Source organism: Variovorax sp. VaC1 (assembly GCF_043658315.1).
Classification (GTDB): domain Bacteria; phylum Pseudomonadota; class Gammaproteobacteria; order Burkholderiales; family Burkholderiaceae_C; genus Variovorax.
Window position 1 is genome coordinate 13,771 of record NZ_JBIGLT010000009.1, and the last position, 25,016, is coordinate 38,786.

Sequence of the window (25,016 nt, forward strand, 5' to 3'; positions counted from 1 at the left end):
ACGGTCACCGGGCCTCATCGATAATCGGCCATGCCTGCGTCTCCTCCCTCCAACGGCCCGGCCCGTCGCCTGCCGGCCCGCCCTCCGACCGAATCCAGCCAGCCGTTTCGTCGCGCGCCCGCGCCGCAAGCGGCCAGCGATGGCCCGGTGCGGCTCAACAAGCGCATGGCCGAACTCAACATGTGTTCGCGCCGCGAAGCCGACGAATGGATCGCCAACGGCTGGGTCAAGGTGAACGGCAAGCCGGCCGAGATGGGCGTGAAGGTCACGCCCTCCGACCGCATCGAGATCGACAAGGCGGCCAAGGGCCAGCAGGCGAACCAGGTCACCATCCTCATCAACAAGCCCATCGGCTATGTGAGCGGGCAGGCCGAGGACGGCCATGAACCCGCGGTCGTGTTGTTCACCCCGCAGAACCGTTGGGCGGACGACAACGCCCGCTTTTTCTTCAGCCCCCAGCAGCTGCGCGGCCTGGCGCCGTGCGGCCGGCTCGACATCGATTCCATCGGCCTGCTGGTCATGACGCAGGACGGCCGCGTCGCGCGCCAATTGATCGGCGAAGACTCGGTGATGGAAAAGGAATACCTCGTGCGCGTGGCCTACCACGGCCTGGGCCAGCCGGCGCCCACCGGGCAGCTCATTCGCATGGACGACGACGACCCGGTCACGCAGAACGTGCAGGCGGTCTTTCCGCCGGCGATGCTTGCGAAGCTGCGGCATGGCCTGAGCCTCGACGGCCAGGCGCTCAAGCCGGCGCGGGTCGAATGGCAGAACCCCGAGCAGTTGCGCTTCGTGCTCACCGAAGGCAAGAAGCGCCAGATCCGCCGCATGTGCGAGCTGGTCGGCCTGAAGGTGGTGGGCCTGAAGCGCGTGCGCATCGGCAAGGTGATGCTGGGCAACCTGCCGGTGGGGCAGTGGCGTTACCTCGGCCCGCACGAAAAGTTCTGACTGACCGAGGGCTTCGCACGCGCATGGCCGACGCCCCGCTGCTGAGCCTGCGCGCGCTCAACCGCGCGACGCTGGCGCGCCAGATGCTGCTGGCGCGGCGCAAGCTGACGGCCGTGCAAGCCGTCGAGCGGCTGGCCGGGTTGCAGGCGCAGGCACCGAACCCGCCCTACATCGGCCTCTGGAGCCGGCTCGAAGGCTTCGAGCGCGAACAACTCACCGAGGCCATGCGCAAGCGCCGCATCGTGCGCATGTCGGCGATGCGCTCGACCCTGCACCTGATGACCGCGACCGACGCGCTGGCATGGCGCCCGTTGCTGGAGCCCGTGCATCAGCGCGGCCTGCTGGGCAATCACAAGCGGGCGCTCGACGGCCTCGATCGCGCGGCCGTGGTCGCGGCCGGCCGTGCGCTGCTCGACCAGCGCCCGCACACCAGCGCCGAACTCGGGCAGGCGCTCGGTGCACGCTGGAAGGGGCGCGAAACCGCATCGCTGGCCGCGCTGATCCGCAACAACGTGCCGCTGGTGCACCTGCCGCCCGCCGGCAGCTGGAACTCGCACCAGAGCGCGCTGCTGCAGCCCATCGGGCACTGGCTCGGTGAATCTGCCGCCGACATCGCTCCGGCCACGCAGGACGACCTGCTGCTGCGCTACCTCGCCGCCTTCGGCCCTGCCACGCTGGCCGATGCGGGCGCATGGTCGGGCCTGACCGGCTGGAAGGCGGTGGCCGAACGCCTGCGGCCGCAGCTGCGCGTGTTCGTGGGCGAGCAGGGCGAGGAGTTGTTCGACCTGCCGCGCGCGCCGCGCCCCGACCCCGACACGCCTGCGCCGCCGCGCCTTGTCGCCGAATGGGACAACCTGCTGCTCTCGCACGCCGATCGCAGCCGCGTGCTGAGCGAGGCACATCGCGCGCGCGTGTTCACTATCAACGGCATCGTGCGCGGCACGGTGCTGCTCGACGGCTTCGTCGCGGGCGTGTGGAAGATCGAGCGGGCGAAGAACACCGCCACCGTGGTGCTGGAGCCGTTCACGCGCTGGTCGAAGGCGGACCGGCTCGGCGTGCAGGAAGAGGCAATGCGGCTGCTGGCTTTCGCCGCCGCTGACGGCGACGGCGATGAAAGCGAGCGGCACGCCGTTCGCATGCCCTGAACCTGCTGCACTGTGCGGCGGCCAAGTCAGTCCCGCCTAATTCTTCGCCCCTAGGCTGCGCCACGGCGCAAGCACTTCCGGTCATCCCGATCGCGTGCTACCTTGCGGCCGAAGGAGTCGCTGCAATGCGCGTGCTTTTGGTGGAAGACGACGAAATGATCGGGCGCAGCCTGAAACAGGCGCTCGAAGGCGCGGGCTGGTCCGCCGACTGGGTGCGCGACGGCGAGCTCGCGCAAAGCGCTCTCGGCGACGGCGGCTACACCTGCGTGCTGCTCGACCTGGGCCTGCCCAAGCAGGACGGCACCGAGGTGCTGCGGCGCGCCCGCGAACGCGGCGACGCCACGCCGGTGCTGGTGCTGACCGCGCGCGACGGGGTCGACGACCGCATCCACAGCCTCGACCTCGGCGCTGACGACTACCTGCTCAAGCCCTTCGAATTCCGCGAGCTGCTCGCGCGCATGCGGGCCGTCGTGCGTCGCCGCGACGGCGCCGCGCACTCGCTGGTCGGCAGCGGCGCGCTGCAGCTGGACCTCACCACGCGCGAGGTGGTGGTGAACGGCGCACGCGAGGCACTGACCGCGCGCGAGTTCGCGCTGCTGCATGCGCTGCTGGAGCGGCCCGGCGCCATCCTCTCGCGCGAGCAGCTTGAAAACCGCATCTACGGCTGGGGCGAGGAAGTGACGAGCAATGCCATCGACGTGCTGATCCACGGCATGCGCCGCAAGCTCGGTGCGGATGCGATCCGCAACGTGCGCGGTCTGGGTTGGCGCGTGGCGGCATGAACGGTGCAACGCGCGGCCACGGCCGGTGGTGGCGGCCGCGTTCGCTGCGCACGCAACTGTTGTTGTGGTTGATCACGCTGCACGTGCTTGCGGCCGTGCTCACGGCGTGGTTTTCTTTTCTTGCCTACGGCAACCTGGTCCACAACGCTCTGGATGACCAGATGCGGCTGGTGGCCGAGTCGTATACGGGCAGCGATCAGCCCAAGACGCCGCGCGAGATGGACGGCGAGGCCGCCTTCTCGCGCGGCGCGTTCATCGTGCAGATATGGAGCGCCGACGGCACCACGCTGCGCGCGAGTTCATGGCCCGCGCTGTCGGTGCCGCTGCAGCCGGGCATCGGCTTCAGCGACGTGAGCGCGGGTGCGCACGCGCAATCGAGCTGGCGCGTGTTCACCGCCGAGCCCGGTCCGCGCGCCGACCAGCCGCGCGTGCAGGTGCTGCAGAACGAGGACTATCGCCGCCGCCGCGCGCTGCGGCGCGCCTTGCTCGAAGGCTTGCCGATTGCGCTGCTGTTGCCTGTGGCGTTGCTGATCCTGTGGCTCATCGTGTCCGCCGCGTCGCGCTCGCTGCGCGCGGTCGCGCGCGAAGTGGCGTCGCAGGACGAGCGCAGCCCCACCGAGTTGTCGCTTGCGCGCGTGCCCGACGAGATCGCGCCGCTGGTGGGGGCCTTCAACAACCTGCTGTCGCGCGTGCGCAGTGCCTTCGCCACGCAACGGCGCTTCGTGCAGGACGCGGCGCATGAGTTGCGCACGCCGATGGCGGCCATCGGCTTGCAGATCGAGAACCTGCGCTCGCACGTGCCGGCCGGCGAGGCCACCGAGCGCTTCAACCAGCTCGAAGCCGGCGTGACGCGCGCGCAGCACCTGATCGAGCAGCTGCTGCATCTCTCGCGGCAGGACGCGCCGCAGCGCGGCGCTGCCGGCGAGCGTGTCGACATCGAGGTGCTGCTGCGCGAGAGCGTGAGCCAGCTCATGGTGCTGGCCGATGCACGCTGCGTGGACGTGGGCTTCGAGGGCACCACGGCGGCGGTGGTGTTCGCGCCGGCGGCCGAACTGCGCAGCGTGTTCGACAACCTGATCGACAACGCGCTGCGCTACGCGCCCGAAGGTGGCGTGGTCGACGTGCGGTTGCACACCTTCGACGGGCACGCGGTGGTCGATGTGCTCGACAACGGCCCCGGCATTCCACAGGCTGCGATGGGCCGCGTGTTCGATCGCTTCTTCCGCGTGCCGGGCGCGGCGGCGGGTGGCAGCGGGCTGGGGCTTGCGATCGCGCGCACGGCGGCTGAACGGCACGGCCTGCGCATCGAGCTGCGCAACCGCATCGACAGCCGGGGCCTGATGGCACGTGTGCATCTGCCCGCATCGATGGCGCAGTGATCTGCGAAACAGCGAAACAGCGAACCAGCGCTTGCATGAAACCAAAGCGGTATTTTTAAGCGCAACGCTAACCCGCGCTTAACTCTTCGCTCACCTTCATCTCAGTCTGCCTGCCTAGAGTGCATTCAGGTCCTGCCACGCGCAGTTCGCGCGATGGCACGTGACCGGAGACAACCTGCTCTCAGGAGAACACACCATGCGCAATTCCTTCAAGCTTCTCGCCGTTGGTTCCTTTGCTGCGCTCGCAGCGCTGGGCGCGGTCAATGCGTCGGCCGAAACCACCGATGGTTCGGACTTCCACCCGCTGCAGATGAACTCACCGGAAAAGCCGGAAGTGCAAGCCGGTGCCATGGCAGCCGCCCGTCCGAGCGGCACGGAAGCCGTTGGTCAGTCGACCTCTGCACCCGCGATGAATTCGACGACGCCGGTGTCCGACATCCAGGCCGGCGCCTGGGCGGCATCGCACCCCACCGGCACGGAGCCGATCGGGCAATCGACTTCACTGCCGCTGGTGAAGTCGAGCAGCGGAAGCTGAGTCGATAGCAATCGACACATAGCTTCCGCCGCGGCTCACGACAACGACGGCATCAGTCGTCGTTGTTGCTGAGCAGGGCGCGGTAGATCACCGCGCCGATGATCGCGCCCGCGATGGGCGCGACCCAGAACAGCCAGAGTTCCGACACGGCATAGGATGGCCCGAACAGGGCCGGGCCCGTGCTGCGTGCCGGGTTCACCGACGTGTTGGTCACCGGGATCGAGATCAGGTGGATCAACGTGAGGCACAGGCCGATCGACAGGCCCGCGAAGCCGCCTGCCGCGCGCTTGGCGGTGGAGCCGAGGATCACGATCAGGAACACCGCGGTCATCACGACCTCGCACAGCAATGCGGCCGTCATGCCGTACTTGCCGGGCGAGTGTTCGCCATAGCCGTTGGTGGCGAAGCCGCCGATGTCGGCACCGGGCTTGCCGGTGGCGATGAGGTAGAGCACGCCGGCGGCCGCGATGGCACCCAGCACCTGCGACACGATGTAGCCCGCGAGCTCCGAAGCCTTGAAGCGGCCCGCGGCTGCAAGGCCGATCGACACCGCCGGATTGAAGTGGCCGCCCGAGATCGGACCGAGTGCATACGCACCCGTCACCACCGTGAGACCGAAGGCGAGTGCGACGCCCAGAAAGCCGATGCCGGTACCTGGAAAGGCCGCGGCCAGAACTGCGCTTCCGCAGCCTCCGAGCGTGAGCCAGAAAGTACCAATGAACTCCGCAGACCATTTTTTGTAGGTACTGTGTTCCATAACGCTCCATCCTGAAGTTGAGAAAACGCACGCGGCCGAAGCCGGGCGCGGGCGGATTCTGAAACGAGAAATGGAGAGAGTCGAGCATGTCGTTGCGATGAACGGAACCTGTTCACGAACAACGCAGCTTTTGTGCAGTGCCGCAACTGCGTTGCATGTGAACGGAAGGCCTCAATACCTCAGAGCGTGATGATGATCTTTCCGAAGGCGCCGCGTTCCAGGTGATCGAGCGCCGCAGGCAATGCGTCGAAACCGTACTGCGCCGCGATCACCGGCTTGAGCGCGTTGACGTCGATGGCGCGCACCAGGTCTTCGAGCGCGCGCCGATGGCCGACGCCGATGCCCTGCACCGTCACGCGGCCGAGCACCATGGCGTAGAACGACGCGCTCAGCGTGTCGCCGCCGAGCATGCCGATGATCGAGACGCGGCCGCCTTGCTTCGTGGCCTGCAATGAACGGTCGAGGTTGGGGCCGCTCGACAGCTCGAGCACATGGTCGGCACCGCGACCGCCCGTGAGGCGCCGTACTTCGGCCGGCCAGTCGCTGTCGCGCAGCAGCGCGTGCGTGGCCCCGAGTGCGAGCGTCTGCGCGCGCTTGTCCTCGCTGCCCGTCACCACGATGGCTTGTGCGCCATGCAGCCGCGCGAGCTGCAGCCCGAACAGCGCGACACCGCCGGTGCCGTGGATCAGCACGGTCTCGCCGGCGCGCAGCCCGCCGGTCTCGGCCAGTGCGAACCATGCAGTCAGGCCCGCGCACGGCAGCGTGCTCGCTTCCGAAAGGCTCAGGGTGGTGGGCGCGGCCACCGCCCATGCCGCGTCGATCAGCACATGCGACGCCAGCATGCCCGGGCCGGGGCCGCCCAGCAGCGTGGTGTCGGCGTGCCAGTGGCTGTCGATCCAGCCGCCCCAGAAGGTGTTGACCACGCGGTCGCCCACGGCGAAGCGGGTCACGCCGGGGCCGGCGGCCACGACAGTGCCGGCCATGTCGGAGCCGGGCGTGAAGGGCAGGCCGAGCGGCATGCCCATGCCGTCGCGAATCATCAGCAGGTCGCGGTAGTTGAGTGAAACCGCACCGACCTTCACCAGGATCTGGCCCGCGCCCGGCGTGGGCATCGGCGCTTCGGCTTGCTCGAGGTGGGTGCGGCCCAGCCGGGGCAGTTGCCAGCGGCGCAGGGTGTCGGGTTCTTGCATTGAAAGGCTCCACGAATGACAGGGAGCCGCCATGCTATTGAGGATGTTAGATATCCGGTGGAGGATAATTTTCTCTTTACTGGTGCTTGAAAGTATCCAATGGGACAACGTCTCCAAGGCATCGAAGAGTTCGTCGCGGCGGTCGAGGCCGGCAGCTTCGCGCTGGCGGCGCAGCGCCTGCATGTCACCCGCTCGGCGGTCGCCAAGAGCATCGCGCGGCTCGAGGCGCGGCTGAACACGCGGCTGTTTCTGCGCACCACGCGCAGCCAGAGCCTCACCGAGGAAGGCCACGGCTACTACGAGCGCTGCCGGCGCGTGCTGGACGAACTCGATGCCGCGCAAGCGCTGACCGACGTGGCGCGCAGCACCGCGACCGGCGTCGTGCGGATCAGCATGCCCGCGATGCTCGGCCGGCTCAAGGTCGGCCCGTTGCTGCTGGCGCTGGCGCGGCAACATCCGCAGTTGTCGCTCGAACTCGCGTTCAACGACCGGCGCGTGGACCTGGTCGAAGAGGGGCTCGATCTGGCGATCCGCAGTGGCGAGCTGGCCGACAGCATGGACCTGGTCGCACGGCCGGTCGGTGTGCAGTGGATGGCGCTGTGCGCCGCGCCGGCGTACCTGCAGCAGCGCGGCCACCCCAGGGGCATCGGCGATCTGCAGGGGCCGCACGAAGCGGTGCTCTATGCCCGCGACGGCCAAGTCTCCGCGTGGCGCTTTCATGATGCCCAGGGCCGGCCGGTCGAAGTGACGCTGCCCTCGCGGCTGCGCTGCGACAGCGCCGAAGTGCTGCTCGAAGCGGCCATCGGTGGCCTGGGGCTCGCGCGGCTGCCGTCGTGGCTGGCGGCCGATGCGCTCGCGGCCGGCACGCTGGTGCGCGTGTTCGAGGAGCCCAGGCCTTTCGGCTTCGAGCTGAACGTGATCCGCTCGCGCAGCCGCTACCTGCCCTTCAAGACGCGCGTGGTGATCGACTGGCTGGCCGAGCACCTGCCGCCGCTGCTGCAGGTCGCGCCTTGAACGGCGAGGCAGCCGCTATCCTGCGGCTTGCCTTCAACAACAAACGAGCCATTCGCAGGAGACCAACGCATGCGCCCCTTCACGCTTCGCCCTTCCGCAACCATCGCCGCATGCCTGATGGGCACCGCGATGCTGCTTTCTTCGCCGCACGCCGCCGCGCAAGGCACGGTCAATGCGCTGTGCAGCACCGACGCGGGCTGGTGCGAGGCGGCCGCCACGGCCTTCACGCGCGAGACCGGCATCAAGGTGCTGCAGGCCCACAAGGGCACCGGCGAGATCGGTGCGCAGCTGCGTGCCGAGGCCGCCAACCCCAAGACCGACATCTGGTGGGGCGGCACCGGCGACCCGTTCCTGCAGGCGGCCGAGCAGGGCCTGCTCGATGCCTACCGGCCGGCCTACATCAACGACCTGCACGAATGGGCGGTGCGGCAGTACGCGCTGTCGCAAAACATGGTGGGCGGCTTCTACACCAGCGCGATCGGCTTCGGCTTCAACACCGACCTGCTCAAGAAAAAGAAGCTGCACGAACCCAAGTGCTGGGCCGACCTCGTCAAGCCCGAATACAAGGGCGAGATCGAGATCTCGCACCCGGCTTCCAGCGGCACGGCCTACACCGTCATCGCGGGTCTCGTGCAGCAGATGGGCGAGGACGCGGCCTTCGACTACCTGAAGAAGCTGCACCGCAACGTCACCAGCTACACCCGCAGCGGCCAGGCACAGGCGCCCAACGTGGCCAAGGGCGAGGTGGCGATCGGCGTGAGCTTCATCTTCGGTTTCGAGCGCTGGCGCTTCGACAAATTTCCGGTGAAGACGGCTGCGCCGTGCGAAGGCACGAGCTACGAGGTGGGCGGCATCGCGCTGGTGAAGGGCGCGCGCAACAAGGAGAACGCGAAGCGCTACTACGACTGGCTCATGAGCCCCGCGGGGCAGTCCATCGGCGCGAAGGTGGGCAGCCTCCAGACGCCGGCCAACAAGACCTTCAAGCCCGATGCGCGCATCGCATCGATGGCCGACGTGAAGCTCATCAAGTACGACTTCGAGAAGTACGGCAAGGCGGCCGAGCGCAAGCGCCTGATCGACCGCTGGACCCGCGAGGTCGAGTCGCAGCCGAAGTAGCCGACGCCAGGCTCATTTTGTGAAACACCGCGGAACCGGCTTTGCCGGGCCGCAGGTGTTGCCCCCGGCAGGGGGAAGGCGTGCGCGACACGAAGTGCGCGCAGCCTGGGGGCGAGCCTATGAGCTTATGAGCAGGCCTTGTTGTGCGAGGCGTGCATGCCCTTGGCCTTGGCATCGGCTTCGCTCATGTACTCGCCCTTCTTGGTCTTGCCGTAGTAGCGGTCGCCCATGCAGTGGTAGACCTTGGTCGTGTCGTTGGCCCACACCATGCCGGGGCCGCCGCCGGGTGCCGCGGCCATCTTCGTGAGGTCGGGCGAGCCGGGCGTCCTGGTCGCGGTGCCGGTGCTCGGGGCCACGCCGGTCTTGTCGACGCTGGCCGACTGGGTTTCCACGGCGGGTGCGGCGGCGGCAGCGGGCGCAGCAGCAGCAGCGGCTGCTGCCGGTGCGGCCTTCGCATCGGCGGCCTTGCCGAACCAGGTCTTGATGCCCTTGTGGCCGCGGCAGGCGCCGGACTTGGTGTCGGGCGAGGCATAGCTGCCGTCCTTGCATTGCACGGTGGTGCCGGCCGGCGCATCAGCCGGTACTTGCGCCTGGGCAGCAAAGGCGGCCAGCCCGAGGCAGGCGGTGATCCACAGCATCTTCCTGGGGTTCTTGTTCATGCAAAGCTCCTGAGGTGTTGAAGGGCAACTGCGCAGCTTTGGGGGGCAATCCCAGCGGAAGCTGACTTGCTGGAGATTCAGGGTGAGCTGGCGGTAAAAGTCACCACGCCCTGGTAGTTGCCGGCAGGGCGGTTCGCAGAGTTGGCGTAGAAGAAAGTCCAGTTCGCGCTGCTCTGGGTCACGAAATTGGTGGCATCCGTGGTGGCGACGGTCACGGTGCTGCCGGTGCCGCTGGCAGGGATCACGGGCGCGGGCAGCAGGCTGTTGCTCGACGTGATGGTGATCTCGGACATCGGAATCGTGGCGGTCCCGTTGGTCAGCGGCGAGGTCGCGGCGGCGCGCAGGCTGACCGGTCCGCCATTGCTGCGCACCTCGACCGCCAACGTCACGCCGGCGGACGGTGCGACCGAGAAGGTGGGCGCACCGCCGTTCCAGTTGGCGGCCGTGTTGTTGGCAACGACCGGCGTGGTGGGGCCGCCCGGGATCGACGGCGTGAGGACGAAGGCCGCGCTGTTGACCGTGCCGCTGAGCGTGGGCCAGGCGCCATCGCCCAGCCGGAAGAACACGAACTTGTCGATGTTGACCGTGAACTTGAGATCGACGGCCGCGGGGTTGCCCAGGCCGGCGGTGGTGGTCGTGCCGGCCAGTGCCGCGCAGGGCAGGAGCAGCGCCGTGAGGAGGCCCCCGGCGCGCATGCACGGGGCCTGCAGGTGCGGCCGCCGGCCCGCGTGCATCAGCGGAACTCCGCGTTCACCTTGAAGCCGCCCTTCTCCCAGTCGAGCGTGCCGCTGGCCTTCAGGGGGTAGGCCGGCGGTGCGGCGGCCTTGCCGCCCGCTTCGCCTTTGGGCAGCAGCGAAATCAGGCGTGTCTGCCCCGGCATGACGGGCGTGCCCTCGGGCACCATCTCGAAGGTCTTGCCTGCTGCATCGGTGGCGTCGAGGCTGCCTTCGAGCCGGCCGTGTGCGTCGCCGGTGTTGCTGACCGTCACGTAGGGTGTGCGCTGGCCGCGCACTTCCCGCATGCCGACCTGGCTCAATGCGAGCTTTGGCTCGGCGCCGTTCAGCAGCACGTACACCGCCACGGCGATGCGTCCGCTGACAGGAAGGCTCAGGCTGGCGCCGCCCTGCGCAATGGCGGCCTGGTAGGCCGGCTCCACGCCCTCGATCGCCAGCATGAAGCGGCACTCGCCGCGCGGCGCATTGGCCGGCGGGTCGATCTGGAAGCGGAAGCCGGCCTTGCCGCGCGCGGGCACCTTGACCGTCTTGCGTTCCAGCGTCACCCACGGCCGGCAACTGCCGGGCTGCAGCGGATCGAGGTAGGCGATTTCCCCCTCGGCCGAATAGCTCCAGTCGAGCGTGCGCACCGACACCTCGGTGACGGTGTTGCCCACGTTGTGGATGTCGAGCGACTGGCCCAGGCGCACGCCGCTCTTGGCCGACAGCTCGAAGCGCGAAGGCATGATCGCGACCTCGAAGGGGGCGGCCCATGCCGTGGAGGCCGCGCAGGTCGTTGCGAGGGCAACGGCCAGCAGGCGGCGTGCGAAGGTCGGGAAATGCAGTCTCATGGCAGTGTCTCTATCTCGAAGTAGGCCTCGAAGCCGAGGGGCATGCCGCGTGTCAGCCGCAGCTCGCGCGTGTCCAGTTGCCAGGTGAGGTCGAGCGATTCGGTGATCCACGCATCGCGCACCGTGCCGCTCCACACCGGCACCCGGTCGCCCGGACGGCCGCTGCCGCTGGCGAACAGGCCGTTGGTGCGCCAGCTCACCTGCAGGCCGGCCGGCGAGCGCAGGCCCGGAATGCCCATCGGCAACACGTAGTAGATGCGGGCCTGGCGGCCCACGTAGCGCGCGGTGGCCAGCCGGTAGTGCACGCGCCCGAACGCGACCCGCACGATGGGCGAGTACGAGGCGCTCGGCGCCGTGATCGGCGAGCCGTCGTCCAGTGAAGCGCGCACCTGCGAACTCGGCGAGCTGGAGTCGTCGAGCCGTTCGACCAGCGCGCTGGCGATGCCCGGCACGCCCGCGAGCCACGCGAACATGCCAGCTGCCACCAGCCGGTGCGCGCGAAGGGCGGTGGCGTGCTTCATCGTCACAGCATGGTGGCCGTGAACCTCACCGTGCCGCTGTAGCTGCCCGCCGGATACACCGTGGCGTTGCTGTACTGGAACGTCAGGGTGTTGGACATGAAGCGGGTGTTGCCGTTGAACACCAGAAGCGTCGTCGTCGCCGCGTTGAAGCTGGCGAGCGGCTGGGTCGCGTTGCCGGGTGCGAAGGTGCCATTCTGGATGTCGCCCTCGTTGGGCGAGGTCGCATCGGTCGAGACCCAGCTGATCGTGCTGAAGGGAATGACGGTGGTGCCGCAGGAGGTCGTCGTGGTGCAGACCAGCCCGGCCGGCACGTTGGCGGTGAGCGTGACCGGCCGGGTCTCCGCGAACACCATGGCCGGTCGGGCCGGGCTGATGCTGATGGTGATCGACTTCGAGCCCGCGACCGGGGCCATCGTCAGGCCCGCGTTGGGGCCGCTCGCGTTGAAGACCACCTCGTCGGTGGCCACGGCGGAGCCCACCTGCAGCGTGATGCCGTAAGGCTGGCTGGTGGCCGCATAGGTGAAGACCGCCTCCGCGTGCGGCGCGATGCCGGCGAGGAGCGCGACCGCCGCCACGGCGCGCAGCGCTTCAGACACTGGTCGCGGTGTAGGTGATGACCGTCGTGTAGGTGCCGGGCGTCCAGGTGACGGCCGAGCCGGTCAGCGAGAAGGTCCAGGTGCCGGTGACGAGCGTGGTGGTGGCAAAGCCGGTCGAACCCGTGCTGGCGGTTGCCAATGTCGCGGGGGTCGGATGGGTCAGGCCCGCGCCGGACGCGACCGTGATGTTGCCGAGCGTCGGTCCACCCGCCGCGAAGGCCACGGCCGTGTAGCTCAACGATCCGCCGCCCGAGCTGTTGGTCCAGGCGGACACGGGCACCGCCGCCGGGTTGGTCACCGTGCCCAGCGACGGCGCGGTGCCGTCCCAGTTGGCCGCCTGGTTGTTGGCGGCGGTGATCGCGGGCGCCGTGGCCCACGTCAGCGGCGCGGTCCAGCTCAGCGTGTCGCCGGTGCCGGTCTGGGTTCCGACGCGCAACAGGATCAGCTTGGGCACCGTCACGCTCAGGTTCAGGTGGCCCTGCGCGGTCACCTGGGTGGCTGGGGTGGTGGTGTAGCCATACTGGCTCTCGGCCAGCGCAACGCCGCAGGCCAGGGCCAGGGCTGCGGCGGCAGCCACGGTGAGCAGTCGCGGGGGGAGTCTCATCTCGATTTCCTTTGCTTGGGGCGGTGGACAAAAAAAGTGGTCACTGCCCCACCTTGATCACGGGGATCATGGTGAAGGCCTGGCCACGCAGCGGAACCTCGACGCTCACGCCCGCATCGCGCGCCGGGCCCCAGGGCAGCGGCACGGTCTCGGGTGTGAGGGTGAGCTGGTGGCGACCGGTCGTCACCAGCGGGAATTCGAAACGGCCGTCGCGGTCGGTCGTGGTGCGGTAGCGGCCGTCGAGCAGCACTTCGACGTTGGCGGCGCCGCCTTCGCCGATCTGCGGCTCGCCGTCGTTGTTGGCGTCGAGGAACACGCGGCCGGCCACGCTGCCGCCGCCGGCACCGTTGCCGCGAACGCCGGCCGCCTGATAGGGCGAGCCCGCGCTGGCCTCCCAGCGCAGGTAGATGTAGACCGTCTTGTCGTTCGAGCGAAAGAGCTGCGGGGTGTTCAGCGAGGTCGGCAGCGTGGTGGCGCGGGCCTGGTTCAGGTTGGCGGCGATGCCCGCGCGCCAGCCCGGTGCCAGTTCTTTCTCGGCGCTGAGCGTGCCCGACAGTCCGCGGCTGGTGTACAGGCCGCCGTGCTGCGAGGTGTAGCGCAGGTTGCCCAGCACGCTGAAGCCGCTGGCCAGCCAGAAGCGGAACTGCACGCCGGCAGTGGGGTAGTGCTGCACCGTGCCGCTGCTCTGGTCGCGCGCGTAGCCGAGGGTGGTGGTCAGCTCGGGGCGCATGGTTTCGTAGCGGCCGCTGATCCAGTCCTGCTCCCACTGCAGTTCCTGCCCCGTCGCCGTTCCGCCGCCCAGCACGATGGCTTCGTTGCGCCGCACCGAAAGGCTGAAGCGGCTGCGCGGCCAGTCGAAGAAGCGCGTCTGATAGAAGGCGTTGCCATACAGGCTGTGCGTGCCGCTGCCCTGGCCTTGTGGGGTCGACGGGCTGTTCGTCGCGTTGTCGTAGCGCGTCTGTGTCACGCTCAGGCTGCCGCCGAACGAGGTGTGGCGATCGAGCAGGTACTGGAAGTTGCCGCTCGCGCTGCCGCGGCGGTAGCCGAAGAGGTTGAAGCTGTCGTTGGGCGCGGCGCGCTCGACGTCGACCGACGCGCCCCAGTTCATGCGGCTCGCGCTGCGGTCGATGCGCCAGTACGCGCCGCGCGTGCCGGTCGTGAGTGCGTAGTCGCCGAAGTACAGGTTCGGCCGTGCCGTGTACACGCCGAACTCGTGCCGGTAGGCGCCGGTGCGTGCGCTGGCCTCCACGAACAACCCCTGCGAGCTGCCTGTGGCCACGCCCGGCGTCTGCGAGCTGGCGCGGCTGCCCACCAGCGTGGCGCGGGCCTTGAAGTCGCCGTCGTTCACCACCTCGCGGCCGTAGCCCAGCGAGGTGGCCCAGCTCGTGACGTCCTTGCGGCCGTAGCCCTGTGCCGTGAGCGGGTCGTAGTAGTACGCCGGAATGTCGCGTGCCTGGTCCACCTGCACCGAGGCGAACCAAGGGTCGCCCAGGCGTTGCGTGAGGCCCAGCCAGCCGAGCGTGCCCTGGCTCTTCTCGAAGCCGGGGTAGGGGCCGCCCGCGAGGTTGCCGCGCTGGCCGAAGCCTGCGCGCAGGTCGGTGTCGGTGTTGAAGATCCGCGTCGACGCGCCGCGCACCGTGGACGAGCCCAGCGACAGGCGGTAGTTGCGGCTCAGGCCGTCGGTCAGCTCGCTGTAGATGTCGCCCACCGCGCTGTCGGCAAAGGTCTGGGTGGTGAGCGGAAAACCGAGGTTGCGCAGCGTGAAGCGGCCGCTGGTCGGCTCGCGCGCATAGCCCAGCGAACCGATGCTGTTGCCGTTCAGGATGCCGTCGCCGCCCAGGTGGCGGCCGTCGGCCTGCAGCACGAATTCGCCGTAGTTGAGCGTTTCGCGGCGGTACTCGAAGCGCTGGCCGATCTCGGTCGCGCGCTGGCGGGCGTAGCCGGTGCTGGTCGCGTCGCCGAAGCCGATGCGGCTTTCCACCAGCCAGGAACGAAAGCCCTGCGGCTGCTCGGCCTCCGGTGCGGCCTCGTCGGCGGCGGCCGGATCGGTCCCCGTGTCCATGAAGCGGTCTTCGTAAGCCTTGGGGGCGGACTCGATGAGCGCCTTCAGCCTGGCCTGCTCCGCCTGGGCGCGGTCCATCGATTCGATGCGGGCCTCAGCCACGGTGGCCCCGGCGGGAGACTGGGCAAATGCCGGCGCAGGCCAGCACAGGACGGCGACGCACCCGAAGAACCACGCCCGAGCACCTGCCGGGCGCCAGATGGCTCTGGCGGGGTCGACCGCGGTCGGCAGCGTCACTCGAATCATCAAACGACATCCCTGGTTCCCTGAGCATTGCTGCCCTGTTCGGTTGCGGAGACGAGGATATTTGATAAATGTTAACGACGGTTACTTTTTGTGTTACAGCCGACGGAGCGGACTCACCGGGGCTGTGGATAACCTCTCGGGGCGCGTATCTCCTTCTCGCCTTGCCTTGTGCCGTTGTTTCGCCGGACAAAGGCCCTACCTGAGAAAGTTGGCACGGCGCCGTCCTGCGACCATCGCGGCCGGCTTAGAATTTTTTCGATCCGATATCTCTTCTTCCATGGCTGATTCTTCCAATACCAAACTCCCTTTCCAGGCTGAAGTCGCGCAGCTGTTGCACCTCGTCACGCATGCGCTTTATTCGAACAAGGAAATCTTCCTGCGCGAGCTGATCTCGAACGCGTCCGACGCGTGCGACAAGCTGCGCTTCGAGGCGCTCGACCACCCCGCGCTGTACGAAGACCAGCCCGAGCTCGACGTGCGCCTGACCTTCGACAAGGCCGCCCGCACCATTACCATCACCGACAAGGGCATCGGCCTGTCGCGCCAGGAAGCCATCGACAACCTCGGCACCATCGCCAAGAGCGGTACCAAGGACTTCATGAGCAAGCTGAGCGGCGACCAGAAGGCCGACGCACAGCTCATCGGCCAGTTCGGCGTGGGCTTCTACTCGGGCTTTATCGTGGCCGACAAGATCACCGTCGAATCGCGCCGTGCCGGCCTGTCGGCCGACCAGGGCGTGCGCTGGGTGAGCGGCGGCGCCGGCGACTTCGAGGTGGCCGACATCACGCGTGCCGAGCGCGGCACCAGCATCACGCTGCACCTGCGCGACGATGCCGACGAGTACCTCAACGCCTGGAAGCTCAAGCAGATCGTCGGCAAGTACTCCGACCACATCTCGCTCCCGATCCTGATGGAAAAGGAAGAGTGGAAGGAAGGCGAGAACGACCAGCCCGGCGACATGGTGAAGACCGGCGAGTGGGAAACCGTCAACAAGGCCAACGCCCTGTGGAGCCGCCCCAAGAAGGACATCACGCCCGAGCAGTACGAAGAGTTCTACAAGAGCATCAGCCACGACTACGAGGCGCCGCTCGCCTGGAGCCACAACCGCGTGGAAGGCAGCACCGAGTACACGCAACTGCTCTACATCCCGGCCAAGGCGCCGTTCGATCTGTGGAACCGCGACAAGAGCGCGGGCGTCAAGCTGTACGTCAAGCGCGTCTTCATCATGGACGACGCCGAAGCCCTGCTGCCCAGCTACCTGCGCTTCGTGAAGGGCGTGATCGACTCGGCCGATCTGCCGCTGAACGTGAGCCGCGAGCTGCTGCAGGAAAGCCGCGACGTGAAGGCCATCCGCGAGGGCAGCACCAAGCGCGTGCTTTCCATGCTCGAAGACCTGGCCAAGAAGCAGAAGACCACGCCCGAGAGCGCCGAGGGCAAGACCGACGTGGGTTCGGGCGAATCGGTGCCGGCTCCCGAGCCGACCGAAGCGGTGACGGACGTGGTCGACAAGAACGCGCCCACCGCCGCCGAAACCGCCGCTGCGGCCGCCGATGAATCGGGCAAGTACGCCAAGTTCTACGCCGAGTTCGGCGCGGTGCTCAAGGAAGGCCTGGGCGAGGACATGGGCAACCGCGATCGCATCGCCAAGCTGCTGCGCTTCGCCTCGTCCACCACCGACGGCGTGACCGTGAGCTTCGCCGATTACAAGGCGCGCATGAAGGACGGCCAGGACGCGATCTACTACATCACCGCCGACACGCTGGCCGCCGCCAAGAACAGCCCGCAGCTCGAAGTCTTCAAGAAGAAGGGCATCGAGGTTCTGCTGATGACCGACCGCGTCGACGAGTGGGCACTCAACTACCTCACCGAGTTCGACGGCACGCCGCTGCAAAGCGTGGCCAAGGGCGCGGTCGACCTGGGCAAGCTGCAGGACGAGGCCGAGAAGAAGGCCGCCGAAGAAGCCGCCGAGTCGTTCAAGCCGATGCTCGAGAAGCTCAAGGAAGCACTCAAGGACAAGGCCGGCGACGTGCGCGTGACCACGCGCCTTGTCGATTCGCCCGCCTGCCTCGTGGTGCAGGACGGCGGCATGAGCACGCAGCTCGCGCGCATGCTCAAGCAGGCCGGCCAGCCGGCGCCCGACCTGAAGCCGGTGCTCGAAGTCAACGCCGACCATCCGCTGGTGAAGAAGCTCGACGGCTCGGCGCATTTCGACGACCTTGCGAACATCCTGTTCGACCAGGCGCTGCTCGCCGAAGGCGGGCTGCCGGCCGACCCGGCCGCTTATGTGAAGCGCGTCAACGCGCTGCTGGTGTGATGGCGCGGCCGCGCATCCGTGCAGCGACGGCCGCCATTCCGGCGGCGCTGGTGCTGCTCCTGATGAGCGGCTGCTCCCACTACCAGATCGGCATTCCGCTGGTTCCCGGGCTCTCGCTGGGCCTGGGCGCCACGAAGGACGGCAGTTTTTCGATGGGCCTGAACACCGGCTTCGGCCCGCTCGGCGCGGGCGTGGCCGTGAACAACGGCGGGCAGGTGTCGGGCTCGGCCGGCGTGGGTGTCGGCGTGGGGCCGGTGGCCGCGGGGGTCAGCAAGGGCACCGTGCTCTATGACCCGAAGGCTGCACCTGCAGCGCCTGCCGGTGGTGGTGCTGCCGCAGCCGGTGCGGTGGCATCCACGGCGCCCGTGGCGCCCGCGGGTTTGGTACCGCCCCCGGCGGCACCGGCGCCCGTGCGCTATTCGACGCCCGCCGATCCGTTCACGCCCATCGCCGCACCCGCGGCCCAGGCGCCGGCCGCTGCCGCCCCGGCGACACGCACCGTGGCCCAGGCCCGGGCACCGCTCGTCAAGATCACGCGCCCGCCGCCGGAGCCCGTCGCGCCTGCGGTGAACCACCCCCCGGCCGTGGCCGCCGCCTCGGCCCCGGTCCGCGAAGCCGGCGCCCTCGGCACGCCCGGCAACCCCGTCGCGCCCTGACCGGCGCGCCTTTCACGCGAACCCGCGACCCGGCCTAACATGGCGGCTGGTATCTCCTTCGGAGACAGTCGCCCATGACGCGCCGACCGCTGCTGCTGCACCTTCTGGCCCTGGCCGCCCTTGCGGCCACGGTGCTGCCTCGCGCAGTGAAGTCGCAGGGCGCCTACCCCGCCAAGCCCATCCGCTGGATCGTGCCGTACCCGGCCGGTGCCGGCGCCGACATCGTCGCGCGCACCATCGGCACCCAGCTGGCCATCGACGCGGGGCAGCAGGTGATCATCGAGAACCGCGCCGGCGGCAACACCGCCATCGGCGCCATCGAGGTCGCACGCGCCCCGGCCGATGGCTACACGCTGCTGTCGGCCGACAACGGCACGCTGGTCTTCAACCCCGCGCTGTACCGCAACCTCAGCTACAACCCCTCGCGCGACTTCGCCCCCGTCACCTTGCTGGGCCGGTTGCCGATGGTGCTGCTGGTCGGGCCGTCCAGCGGCGTCAAGGACGCGCGGGCCTTCATCGAAGACGCGCGCGCCTTCCCCGGCAAGGTCAGCTTTGCCTCGGCCGGCACCGGCAGCCCGCAGCACCTGGCGATGGAACTGCTCGAGCGCCAGGCCCGGCTGGAGATGGTGCACGTGCCCTACCGGGGCGCCGCGCCCGCGCTGGCCGACGTGGCGGGCGGCCAGCTGCCGGTGATGATGTGCGACCTGGCCGCGGCCCGCCGCTTCATCCAGAGCGGCAAGCTGCGTGCGCTTGCGGTGGCCCATCCGGCGCGCCTGGCGCAACTGCCCGGCGTGCCGACCTTCGCCGAGCTGGGCATGCCGCAGGTCGAGGCCGCCGCGCTCATGGGCCTGGTGGTGCCGGCCGGCACGCCGCCCGAGGTGGTCGCGCAGCTGCAGGAGTCGGTGGCCAGTGCCATCCACAACCCGGTCGTGCGGCGCAAGCTGGCCGAGTTCGGCGTCGAGCCCGTGGGCGACGCGCCCGCCCAGTTCGCGGCGCTGCTGGAGGGCGAGTCGGCCCGCTGGCACCCGCTGATCCGCGAGCTGAATCTGTCGCTCGACTGAGGGCCCGCGGGCCCCTGCGGCGCCTGTGTATCGCGGCGCTTTACAACGCCTTTGCACGAACTTTGCTTGGCCTCCACGCCTTCCTCATTCTTTGCTAAGAGTCGCTGCCTAGATTGGCACATCGCTCAGGAAAGGTCGGCGGGACGGTTTGCAAAGGGCACGCCACTCCCCCCGAAACCGATGACAACTCGCCGGTTCAATCACGTTATTTTTGCGGACGACTTCTTCCGCTCGCCCGCCAACGGGCTTCAGTACCACGTCGCAAACCGGCGATTTCTCCGAGGTTTCTTCGACTCCGCGCTGGGCCGGCTGGGCCTGCCGATGCGCGAAGTGGCGCCGCTGTCGGAAGGCGGCCGCATCGATGTCGCACGGCTCATGGACCGGCTCGAACTGCCCTGCACGGCCGCCGGCTGGGCGCGTGCCTGCGTGGCCGACCTGCTGCCGCTGGCCGGGCGCGACGGCATGCCGGTGTTCGATCCGGGCTGCCTCGTGATCGGCTGGGGGCTCACGCCGGCGCTGCAGCACTGCATCCACCGCAGCGGCGCGAGCTACCTCGACATCGAGATCGATCCGCGCCGCTTTACCGAGCACCTGCACTTCTGCGCCCGCACCAACGACCCCGTCATCGAGGCCGCGCTGCGGGCCCGCCGCGTGGACGAAGAGCTGTTCTGGAACCACGCGGCCGTGCTCAAGGGCTACTTCGCGCGGCGCGGTGCTTCCTCGCTGTTCGATCCGCGCCTGCGCGTGGGCCTGTTCTTCGGCCAGAGCCTGGTGGACCTGTCGCTGGTCAGCGGCGGGCGCACCATGCACCCGGCCAGCGTCGTCGCGCCGCTGCGCGAACTGGCGCAAGGCGTCGACCTGCTGGTCATCAAGCCGCACCCCTACGAGCCCGCGCTGCACGACCTCGCGCCGATCGCGCGCGCCATTCCCAACGTGGCATGGACCCACGAGAACACCTACGCGCTGCTGTCGGCGTCGAACGTGCACTTCGTCGCCAGCCTGTCGTCGAGCGTGCTGACCGAGGCGCGCTACTTCCGCAAGCCCGCGCACGCGCTGATCGAGGCCGACCGCAACGCGGCCGGGCAATTGCCGGCCGCCTGCTCGGACTGGATCGCCATCGGCGCCGAACTGGGCGCGATGGATTTCGTGGCCGATGCCTGCATGGGCGGCGATGCGGAAAGCCGCATCGCGGTGCCTGCTGGCGCCGCCGCCTGGCCCGCCGCCGCCATCGAGCGTGCGTTCGGCGCGCGCTGGGGCTTCGACGACCAGAGCCTGGGGCTCGGCGAAGTGTCCGAGCTTCAGCTCGGCCGCCCCTACATGTTCCACCCCGGCAGCCCCGCGCTCGGTTGGCTCAGCCACGGGTGGCATGGCTTTCACGACGAGGGCGTGCGCAGCCTGGGCGAGCTGGCCTGCCTCGTGATTCCGCTGCCGACGCTGGCGCCGTCGTCGTCGCACCAGCAGCCGCACCGCCTTGAAGTCCGTATCGACTTTCGCAGCAGCGCCAAGACCACCAGCGTCCACGCGATGTTCGACGGCGTGGTGCTGCCAGGGCAGCGCACCACCGGCGCGCGGCGGCGCACCCTCGTCTTCGAGGTGCAGCCCAGCGCGGGCCGCAAATGCCTGGTGCTGCAGTTCGTGGTGGCGGACGCCGCCACGGCCACAGGAGGGCCGCGCCGGCTGGTGGCGGCCCGGCCGAGCTTCGCGATCCGCAGGCTGCAGGTGTCGCTGCGCATGGGCCGGGGCGTGATCTCGGCACCGCCGAGGGCCACGGCGTCGAAGCCGTGGCTGGAGATGTCGCCGGTGCGCGCCATCGCGCGGGTGTTTCGTGCGCTGGTCGATTCGGCGCGTGGGGTGATCAGCGGGTAGCTGGCGTCGCCAGCGTCGACAGCAGCGCGACCCAAGGCTGCAGCCTGTCGATGGCACCCTGCCTGCCTTCCGCAGCATCCGTCGCGCTCTCCGGCAAGGCAAGCAATTCGCCAGCCGCCGCCGTCACCGCCCGCGCAAACTTTGGCGCATCGCCGCGCCACACCACCACGCGGTGCGCCAGGCCCAACTGCGTCGCGCGCCCCGCATTGATCGCCTGCTCCGGCTGGTCGGTCAGCAGCAGCAGGATGGGCTTGCGGTAGACCGCCGCGATCGACAGTGCGGCCATGCCCGGCGCCGAGACGATGAAGGCGCTGCGTGCGGCCGTCTCGATCCAGTGCTCGTCGCGCGCATGCCAATGCGGCCGATGGGCATAGCCCTCGCCGACAAGGTGTGCCGGCAGGCCCGCGGCGGCCAGTCCTTGTTCCAGCCCGTCGGCGAGCGCGGGTTCCTCGAAGTGCGGGTTGAGGTACACGGCGGCCCTTCGCGCCGCGCCATCTTCTTGCGTGCCATGGCTGGCCACCACCGCGACCGGCGTGGCGAGCCGGTGGCCGCCGTGCCCGTCATGCCGTGGCGCGTCGTAGGCGAAGTCGTGCTCGATGCGCGCCCGGCTGCGGTCGATCTGCCAGGCCACGATGCCGCCGAACACCTTCGCGATGAAGCCCGGCATGCGGCCGCTGAAATTGGTCTGCAGCGCATGCCGCAGGCTGGCGCCGTACACATGCACCACCTTGCGTCGCCATCCGGGCATCCAGCCCATGAACAGCAGCGCGGGATGAAAGGAGTCGTTCACCACGAGGTCCGCGTCGCGGAACCAGCGGCGCAGCCGCACGATGTCGCGCAGCATGCGCTCGGGCCGGAACATGTAGTGGGCGACGTTGCGATCGGTCTCGCGGCGCAGCATGTTCTGCTCGCGGTCGAACTGCACTGCGTAGTGGCGCGAGAGCACTGGCGCGTCGATGCCGAAGCCGGCCAGGAAGCGCGCGCCTTCGTCCGAGGTGGTGAGCACCTGGACCTGCACGCCCGCAGCCCGCAGCGCGTGCGTGAGCAGCTGCGCGCGCATCAGGTGGCCGCGCGCGTCCGCGGTCGCGAGGTAGACGATGCGCGGCGGCATCGACTCAGGCGTGCACAGGGCGCGCCGCGCCGGGGCGCAGTCGCAAAGCCACGCCGGCGAGAAACATGCCGACCGCGCCGGTGATGCCGAAGCCGCGCTCGGTGTCGCGCACCTCGCGCATCAGCTGCGCCAGCCGCGCCTGCTCGTGCGGCGCCACGCAGCGCTGCAGCGTGTGGCTGCACAGGCGGATGTGGCGGTCTTCATCGGCCAGCACGCGCGACAGCAGCGGATGCAGTGCATGCCCCGTCCCGATCAGCGCGCAGTGCCGCTGCAGGATGCGCGAGGCCATCTGCTCCGCCGACAAGCCGATGGCATAAGCCGGCACCAGCCCGCCCTGCGCGAAGTGCGGCGCATGCTGGCGGATCAACCCCTGCCAGCGCGCCAGCTTGCGGCGACTCAACCAGTCGGGCTGCGGCGCTTCTTCGGGTGATGCGGCGGCCTGCGCGTTGCCGCCGCGTTCGACGATGGCTTCGGCGAAAAGGCGCGCATGCAATTGCTCGTCGGCCAGGTGCTGGTCGAGCTGACGTGCGAGCCAGTCGGGCGGGTTGATGCGCAGCTCGCGCTGCAGCGCCTGCTCGGACGATTCTTCGCCGACGAGGTAGAAGCGCAGCAGCAGCATCTCTCCTGCATTGCTCGCATGCAGCTGGCGCAGCGCGGCGCGCTTGACGTGATGCACCAGCCAGGCCTGCAGGGCCGGCCAGCCGCGCAGAACTGGCGGATCGAGGCAGTCGAAGCCGGCTGCCGGTGCGAGCGAAGTGTCAGCGGCCATTGGCCTTGGCCGCGGTGGCCTGCGGCGGTTGCTGATGTTGTTGCTGCCAGCCCAGCACGAGGCCGATGAAGCTGTCCTGCAGGAAGGCGCGCGCGGCCGCATCGGCCCCCGCGAACTCGCGCTGCTGGCCGTCGTAGCGCACATAGCCCTTGCCGTTGATGGCGCCGAGCACCAGCTTCTCGTTCTTGCGAAAGCCCCGCTGCAGCAGCGGTTGCAGCAGCGACTGCGATTCGAGCCCGTACAGGAACAGGTCGCGCTGCACCACCTGGCGCGGGATCTTGCCGCTCAGGGCCTGCAGCTCCAGCGTCCAGTTGCCTTGCCGCATGGCTTCCGCCAGTTCGTGGCCCTTGGCCGCCGGGGCGTGGAAGCGCGCCCGCGCCACCGACTTCGAGGCCTTGCTCAGCCCCAGCCCGATGGTGATGTCTGCATCTTTCGCGCCGCCGGTGCGGTTGTCTTCGACCTGCACCAGCACGTTGGCAAGGCGCGCGGTGAGCGAGGGCTTGGCGAGCGCTTCGCCGATCTGCGCGGGCGTGAGCACGACGCGCTCGGCGTTGCCGTCATTCACGACGACCTGGTAGGGGTCGATGCGGATGTCGCTGAACTCGTCGCCGACGGGCGTGTGCGCATGGCTGCTCACCGACCAGTCGGTGCCCGAGCGGCTCAGCAGGGCGTGGAAGGTCAGCGGCACGCGCTGGCCGCTGCGCGTCTGGCCGGAGCCCTGCAGCAGCACGTCGCCCACGATGGTCTTTTCGCCATAGCTGTGGGTGTTCGTGAAGCGGATGGTGTGCGCGGCGCTGTCGAGCACGGCGTGCGTGTCGGCATCGTCCAGCGCGAGGCGGTTGCAGTCGTCGTCGGCGGCGAGCGGGCCGAAGGGGCAGCCGCTGTCGGACTTGAAGTTGAAGACGCCGCGGCCCGTGAAGTCGGCGGCGTCGGCAACGGTGAAGGCGCCTGCGAGCGCGAGGCCCAGGGCGACGTGGCGCACGGAAAAGAGAGAGCGGATTGGCATGGTCTTGCTTGTTTGTTGTTCTTTTGAAGAGGGCCATCAAGGCCGGTGATAGGAAAGCGCCTGCGCGTCGGCGTTCGTCTTCCCGGTGGTGTGCAGGCCGATGCCGCGCGCGAACGCGCCCAGCATGTCGACCGCCGAGAAACCCAGGATCAGCGCCACGCCCGCCACCCAGCGCAGGCCGCGCAACGGCGGCAGGTCTTGATGATTGAGCGCACGCATGCTGAACCCCAGCCGCGTGAACAGCACGCACAACGGCCCGATCGGGCCGCTCTTCGCGAGCCACTGCCAGCGCGCCGACACGTAGCTGCGCAGCAGGTGCGGCGTGAGCGAGTAGGTGTCTTGTCCGCGCATCCAGCGCAGCTTGAGCGCTTCGGCGCGCGTGTCGGGCAGGCGGTGTTCGGTGTGGGCCGCGGCCGCGTAGTGGATGGGTACGCCCGCCGCCTTCAATCGCATGCCCAGCACCTGGCAGTGCGCGCGGTACACGCCGTCGAGCGCCTGGTAGCTGTGCTGCTCGAACACGTCGCGGCGGAAGACCACGTTGTTCGCGTAGAAGTTGCTCGTGGCGCCCGCGTGATCGGCGTTGGGGAAGTACATGAAGTCGATGGTCGTCAGCGCGGTGCCGACCACGCTGGCCGCATAGCTGGTGCGGCCGGCCACCACGGCGGGCGCATCGGGCTTCGTGAGCGGCATCAGCATCTGCAGCAGCCAGTCGTCGTCGGGCAGGCAATCGGCATCGGCGAACACCACGTGGTCACAGCGCGTCGCGTCGGTGGCCGCGAAGCCGACGTTCTTGGCGTCGTAGTAGCCGGTGGCCGCGTCGATGCGCACGAAATCGACCGGGCGGCCCGCGAGCGCGCTCACCGCATCGCAGGTGGCCGGGCTCAGTCCGTCGTGCGTGACGACCACCTGCGCCAGGGCGGTCAGCGGAAGTTTCTGCCTTGCCAGCAGGGCGACGAGGCGTTGCAGGCTGGTGCTCGTCTTGGCCTCGGCATCCGCTCCGCCGCGCAGGTTGTTGGTCTCCAGGACCAGCGCGCAACGCGCTGCAACTTGATCGGGCATCATCGAATTTTCCTGTCCGGACATTGTTTTGAAGGCTTGCATCCTGCTTTTATCGC

The 25,016-nt window shown here is 69.0% G+C and carries 24 protein-coding genes; 11 read left to right on the forward strand and 13 right to left on the reverse strand.

Annotated features, from left to right (window positions below):
• Positions 1-165: 165 nt before the first annotated feature.
• The 5 genes from ACGLHS_RS29770 to ACGLHS_RS29790 all read left to right on the forward strand — a co-directional run bounded on the left by ACGLHS_RS29770 (position 166) and on the right by ACGLHS_RS29790 (position 4,789).
• Positions 166-948, forward strand: a complete 783-nt coding sequence (locus ACGLHS_RS29770) for a pseudouridine synthase (protein WP_371126698.1) — start codon at positions 166-168, stop codon at positions 946-948.
• 23 nt (positions 949-971) lie between these two features.
• The gene (locus ACGLHS_RS29775) at positions 972-2,093 is read left to right on the forward strand and encodes a winged helix DNA-binding domain-containing protein (RefSeq protein ID WP_394485424.1); all 1,122 of its coding nucleotides are present in this window, start codon (positions 972-974) and stop codon (positions 2,091-2,093) included.
• Between the two features lie 125 nt (positions 2,094-2,218).
• The gene (locus tag ACGLHS_RS29780) at positions 2,219-2,875 is read left to right on the forward strand and encodes a response regulator transcription factor (protein ID WP_093243176.1); all 657 of its coding nucleotides are present in this window, start codon (positions 2,219-2,221) and stop codon (positions 2,873-2,875) included.
• Positions 2,872-4,254 carry a sensor histidine kinase gene (locus ACGLHS_RS29785; RefSeq protein WP_394485425.1) on the forward strand — a complete coding sequence of 461 codons (1,383 nt, stop codon included), beginning with the start codon at positions 2,872-2,874 and terminating at the stop codon, positions 4,252-4,254. Before ACGLHS_RS29780 ends, ACGLHS_RS29785 begins: the two co-directional genes overlap by 4 nt.
• A gap of 196 nt (positions 4,255-4,450) precedes the next feature.
• Positions 4,451-4,789 (forward strand): hypothetical protein, encoded by a 339-nt coding sequence (locus tag ACGLHS_RS29790; protein WP_093243178.1) that lies wholly within the window; start codon positions 4,451-4,453, stop codon positions 4,787-4,789.
• A 52-nt stretch (positions 4,790-4,841) separates the two neighbouring features.
• Here the strand turns inward: ACGLHS_RS29790 and aqpZ are convergent, their stop codons facing one another.
• On the reverse strand, positions 4,842-5,546 hold the full coding sequence (aqpZ, locus tag ACGLHS_RS29795) for an aquaporin Z (protein ID WP_093243180.1): 705 nt from the start codon (positions 5,544-5,546) through the stop codon (positions 4,842-4,844).
• 179 nt (positions 5,547-5,725) lie between these two features.
• Entirely contained in the window at positions 5,726-6,736 is a 1,011-nt protein-coding gene (locus ACGLHS_RS29800; protein WP_394485426.1) for an NAD(P)-dependent alcohol dehydrogenase, read from the reverse strand.
• A gap of 99 nt (positions 6,737-6,835) precedes the next feature.
• On the opposite strand from ACGLHS_RS29800, the gene ACGLHS_RS29805 reads away from it, so the two are divergent.
• Positions 6,836-7,750: a LysR family transcriptional regulator gene (locus ACGLHS_RS29805; protein ID WP_394485427.1), complete on the forward strand. Its 915-nt coding sequence runs from the start codon at positions 6,836-6,838 to the stop codon at positions 7,748-7,750.
• A 69-nt stretch (positions 7,751-7,819) separates the two neighbouring features.
• A complete protein-coding gene (locus ACGLHS_RS29810; RefSeq protein WP_394485428.1) occupies positions 7,820-8,866 on the forward strand; it encodes an ABC transporter substrate-binding protein in 1,047 nt (348 codons plus the stop codon).
• Between the two features lie 125 nt (positions 8,867-8,991).
• Here the strand turns inward: ACGLHS_RS29810 and ACGLHS_RS29815 are convergent, their stop codons facing one another.
• From ACGLHS_RS29815 to ACGLHS_RS29845, 7 genes are all read right to left on the reverse strand, one after another.
• Positions 8,992-9,525 carry a DUF3761 domain-containing protein gene (locus tag ACGLHS_RS29815; protein WP_394485430.1) on the reverse strand — a complete coding sequence of 178 codons (534 nt, stop codon included), beginning with the start codon at positions 9,523-9,525 and terminating at the stop codon, positions 8,992-8,994.
• A 77-nt stretch (positions 9,526-9,602) separates the two neighbouring features.
• Complete coding sequence (locus ACGLHS_RS29820) at positions 9,603-10,259, reverse strand: hypothetical protein (RefSeq protein WP_394485431.1); 657 nt, start codon at positions 10,257-10,259, stop codon at positions 9,603-9,605.
• Positions 10,259-11,089: a hypothetical protein gene (locus ACGLHS_RS29825; protein WP_394485432.1), complete on the reverse strand. Its 831-nt coding sequence runs from the start codon at positions 11,087-11,089 to the stop codon at positions 10,259-10,261. The genes ACGLHS_RS29820 and ACGLHS_RS29825 overlap by 1 nt, the downstream gene beginning before the upstream one ends.
• Positions 11,086-11,610 carry a hypothetical protein gene (locus ACGLHS_RS29830; protein ID WP_394485433.1) on the reverse strand — a complete coding sequence of 175 codons (525 nt, stop codon included), beginning with the start codon at positions 11,608-11,610 and terminating at the stop codon, positions 11,086-11,088. Before ACGLHS_RS29830 ends, ACGLHS_RS29825 begins: the two co-directional genes overlap by 4 nt.
• A gap of 2 nt (positions 11,611-11,612) precedes the next feature.
• Positions 11,613-12,206: a hypothetical protein gene (locus tag ACGLHS_RS29835; RefSeq protein ID WP_394485434.1), complete on the reverse strand. Its 594-nt coding sequence runs from the start codon at positions 12,204-12,206 to the stop codon at positions 11,613-11,615.
• Complete coding sequence (locus ACGLHS_RS29840) at positions 12,199-12,810, reverse strand: hypothetical protein (RefSeq protein ID WP_143012528.1); 612 nt, start codon at positions 12,808-12,810, stop codon at positions 12,199-12,201. The genes ACGLHS_RS29835 and ACGLHS_RS29840 overlap by 8 nt, the downstream gene beginning before the upstream one ends.
• A gap of 40 nt (positions 12,811-12,850) precedes the next feature.
• Positions 12,851-14,974, reverse strand: a complete 2,124-nt coding sequence (locus ACGLHS_RS29845; protein ID WP_394485435.1) for a hypothetical protein — start codon at positions 14,972-14,974, stop codon at positions 12,851-12,853.
• A 421-nt stretch (positions 14,975-15,395) separates the two neighbouring features.
• Here ACGLHS_RS29845 and htpG point away from each other — a divergent pair, with 421 nt between their 5' ends.
• The 4 genes from htpG to ACGLHS_RS29865 all read left to right on the forward strand — a co-directional run bounded on the left by htpG (position 15,396) and on the right by ACGLHS_RS29865 (position 21,015).
• Positions 15,396-17,432: a molecular chaperone HtpG gene (gene htpG / locus ACGLHS_RS29850; RefSeq protein ID WP_394485436.1), complete on the forward strand. Its 2,037-nt coding sequence runs from the start codon at positions 15,396-15,398 to the stop codon at positions 17,430-17,432.
• Entirely contained in the window at positions 17,432-18,088 is a 657-nt protein-coding gene (locus ACGLHS_RS29855) for a hypothetical protein (RefSeq protein ID WP_394485437.1), read from the forward strand. The genes htpG and ACGLHS_RS29855 overlap by 1 nt, the downstream gene beginning before the upstream one ends.
• A 74-nt stretch (positions 18,089-18,162) precedes the next feature.
• The gene (locus ACGLHS_RS29860) at positions 18,163-19,149 is read left to right on the forward strand and encodes a tripartite tricarboxylate transporter substrate binding protein (protein WP_093243206.1); all 987 of its coding nucleotides are present in this window, start codon (positions 18,163-18,165) and stop codon (positions 19,147-19,149) included.
• Between the two features lie 180 nt (positions 19,150-19,329).
• Positions 19,330-21,015: a hypothetical protein gene (locus ACGLHS_RS29865; protein WP_394485438.1), complete on the forward strand. Its 1,686-nt coding sequence runs from the start codon at positions 19,330-19,332 to the stop codon at positions 21,013-21,015.
• Here the strand turns inward: ACGLHS_RS29865 and ACGLHS_RS29870 are convergent.
• Genes ACGLHS_RS29870 through ACGLHS_RS29885 form a run of 4 tightly spaced genes read right to left on the reverse strand, consistent with a single transcriptional unit; the run spans position 21,005 to position 24,963 of the window.
• Complete coding sequence (locus ACGLHS_RS29870; protein WP_394485439.1) at positions 21,005-22,126, reverse strand: hypothetical protein; 1,122 nt, start codon at positions 22,124-22,126, stop codon at positions 21,005-21,007. The genes ACGLHS_RS29865 and ACGLHS_RS29870 overlap by 11 nt on opposite strands.
• Positions 22,127-22,130: 4 nt before the next feature.
• Entirely contained in the window at positions 22,131-22,895 is a 765-nt protein-coding gene (locus ACGLHS_RS29875) for a hypothetical protein (protein WP_394485440.1), read from the reverse strand.
• Positions 22,885-23,901, reverse strand: a complete 1,017-nt coding sequence (locus ACGLHS_RS29880; RefSeq protein ID WP_394485441.1) for a hypothetical protein — start codon at positions 23,899-23,901, stop codon at positions 22,885-22,887. The genes ACGLHS_RS29875 and ACGLHS_RS29880 overlap by 11 nt, the downstream gene beginning before the upstream one ends.
• A 36-nt stretch (positions 23,902-23,937) precedes the next feature.
• Positions 23,938-24,963 (reverse strand): glycosyltransferase, encoded by a 1,026-nt coding sequence (locus ACGLHS_RS29885; protein WP_394485442.1) that lies wholly within the window; start codon positions 24,961-24,963, stop codon positions 23,938-23,940.
• Positions 24,964-25,016: the final 53 nt, after the last annotated feature.

What these genes read in the sequence shown, in the direction of transcription:
- ACGLHS_RS29770 (WP_371126698.1), top strand. Translation starts at nt 166, where the DNA reads ATGGCCGAACTCAACATGTGTTCGCGCCGCGAAGCCGACGAATGGATC.
- ACGLHS_RS29775 (WP_394485424.1), top strand. Translation starts at nt 972, where the DNA reads ATGGCCGACGCCCCGCTGCTGAGCCTGCGCGCGCTCAACCGCGCGACG.
- ACGLHS_RS29780 (WP_093243176.1), top strand. Translation starts at nt 2,219, where the DNA reads ATGCGCGTGCTTTTGGTGGAAGACGACGAAATGATCGGGCGCAGCCTG.
- ACGLHS_RS29785 (WP_394485425.1), top strand. Translation starts at nt 2,872, where the DNA reads ATGAACGGTGCAACGCGCGGCCACGGCCGGTGGTGGCGGCCGCGTTCG.
- ACGLHS_RS29790 (WP_093243178.1), top strand. Translation starts at nt 4,451, where the DNA reads ATGCGCAATTCCTTCAAGCTTCTCGCCGTTGGTTCCTTTGCTGCGCTC.
- aqpZ (WP_093243180.1), bottom strand. Translation starts at nt 5,546, where the DNA reads ATGGAACACAGTACCTACAAAAAATGGTCTGCGGAGTTCATTGGTACT.
- ACGLHS_RS29800 (WP_394485426.1), bottom strand. Translation starts at nt 6,736, where the DNA reads ATGCAAGAACCCGACACCCTGCGCCGCTGGCAACTGCCCCGGCTGGGC.
- ACGLHS_RS29805 (WP_394485427.1), top strand. Translation starts at nt 6,836, where the DNA reads ATGGGACAACGTCTCCAAGGCATCGAAGAGTTCGTCGCGGCGGTCGAG.
- ACGLHS_RS29810 (WP_394485428.1), top strand. Translation starts at nt 7,820, where the DNA reads ATGCGCCCCTTCACGCTTCGCCCTTCCGCAACCATCGCCGCATGCCTG.
- ACGLHS_RS29815 (WP_394485430.1), bottom strand. Translation starts at nt 9,525, where the DNA reads ATGAACAAGAACCCCAGGAAGATGCTGTGGATCACCGCCTGCCTCGGG.
- ACGLHS_RS29820 (WP_394485431.1), bottom strand. Translation starts at nt 10,259, where the DNA reads ATGCACGCGGGCCGGCGGCCGCACCTGCAGGCCCCGTGCATGCGCGCC.
- ACGLHS_RS29825 (WP_394485432.1), bottom strand. Translation starts at nt 11,089, where the DNA reads ATGAGACTGCATTTCCCGACCTTCGCACGCCGCCTGCTGGCCGTTGCC.
- ACGLHS_RS29830 (WP_394485433.1), bottom strand. Translation starts at nt 11,610, where the DNA reads ATGAAGCACGCCACCGCCCTTCGCGCGCACCGGCTGGTGGCAGCTGGC.
- ACGLHS_RS29840 (WP_143012528.1), bottom strand. Translation starts at nt 12,810, where the DNA reads ATGAGACTCCCCCCGCGACTGCTCACCGTGGCTGCCGCCGCAGCCCTG.
- htpG (WP_394485436.1), top strand. Translation starts at nt 15,396, where the DNA reads ATGGCTGATTCTTCCAATACCAAACTCCCTTTCCAGGCTGAAGTCGCG.
- ACGLHS_RS29855 (WP_394485437.1), top strand. Translation starts at nt 17,432, where the DNA reads ATGGCGCGGCCGCGCATCCGTGCAGCGACGGCCGCCATTCCGGCGGCG.
- ACGLHS_RS29860 (WP_093243206.1), top strand. Translation starts at nt 18,163, where the DNA reads ATGACGCGCCGACCGCTGCTGCTGCACCTTCTGGCCCTGGCCGCCCTT.
- ACGLHS_RS29865 (WP_394485438.1), top strand. Translation starts at nt 19,330, where the DNA reads ATGACAACTCGCCGGTTCAATCACGTTATTTTTGCGGACGACTTCTTC.
- ACGLHS_RS29870 (WP_394485439.1), bottom strand. Translation starts at nt 22,126, where the DNA reads ATGCCGCCGCGCATCGTCTACCTCGCGACCGCGGACGCGCGCGGCCAC.
- ACGLHS_RS29875 (WP_394485440.1), bottom strand. Translation starts at nt 22,895, where the DNA reads ATGGCCGCTGACACTTCGCTCGCACCGGCAGCCGGCTTCGACTGCCTC.
- ACGLHS_RS29880 (WP_394485441.1), bottom strand. Translation starts at nt 23,901, where the DNA reads ATGCCAATCCGCTCTCTCTTTTCCGTGCGCCACGTCGCCCTGGGCCTC.
- ACGLHS_RS29885 (WP_394485442.1), bottom strand. Translation starts at nt 24,963, where the DNA reads ATGATGCCCGATCAAGTTGCAGCGCGTTGCGCGCTGGTCCTGGAGACC.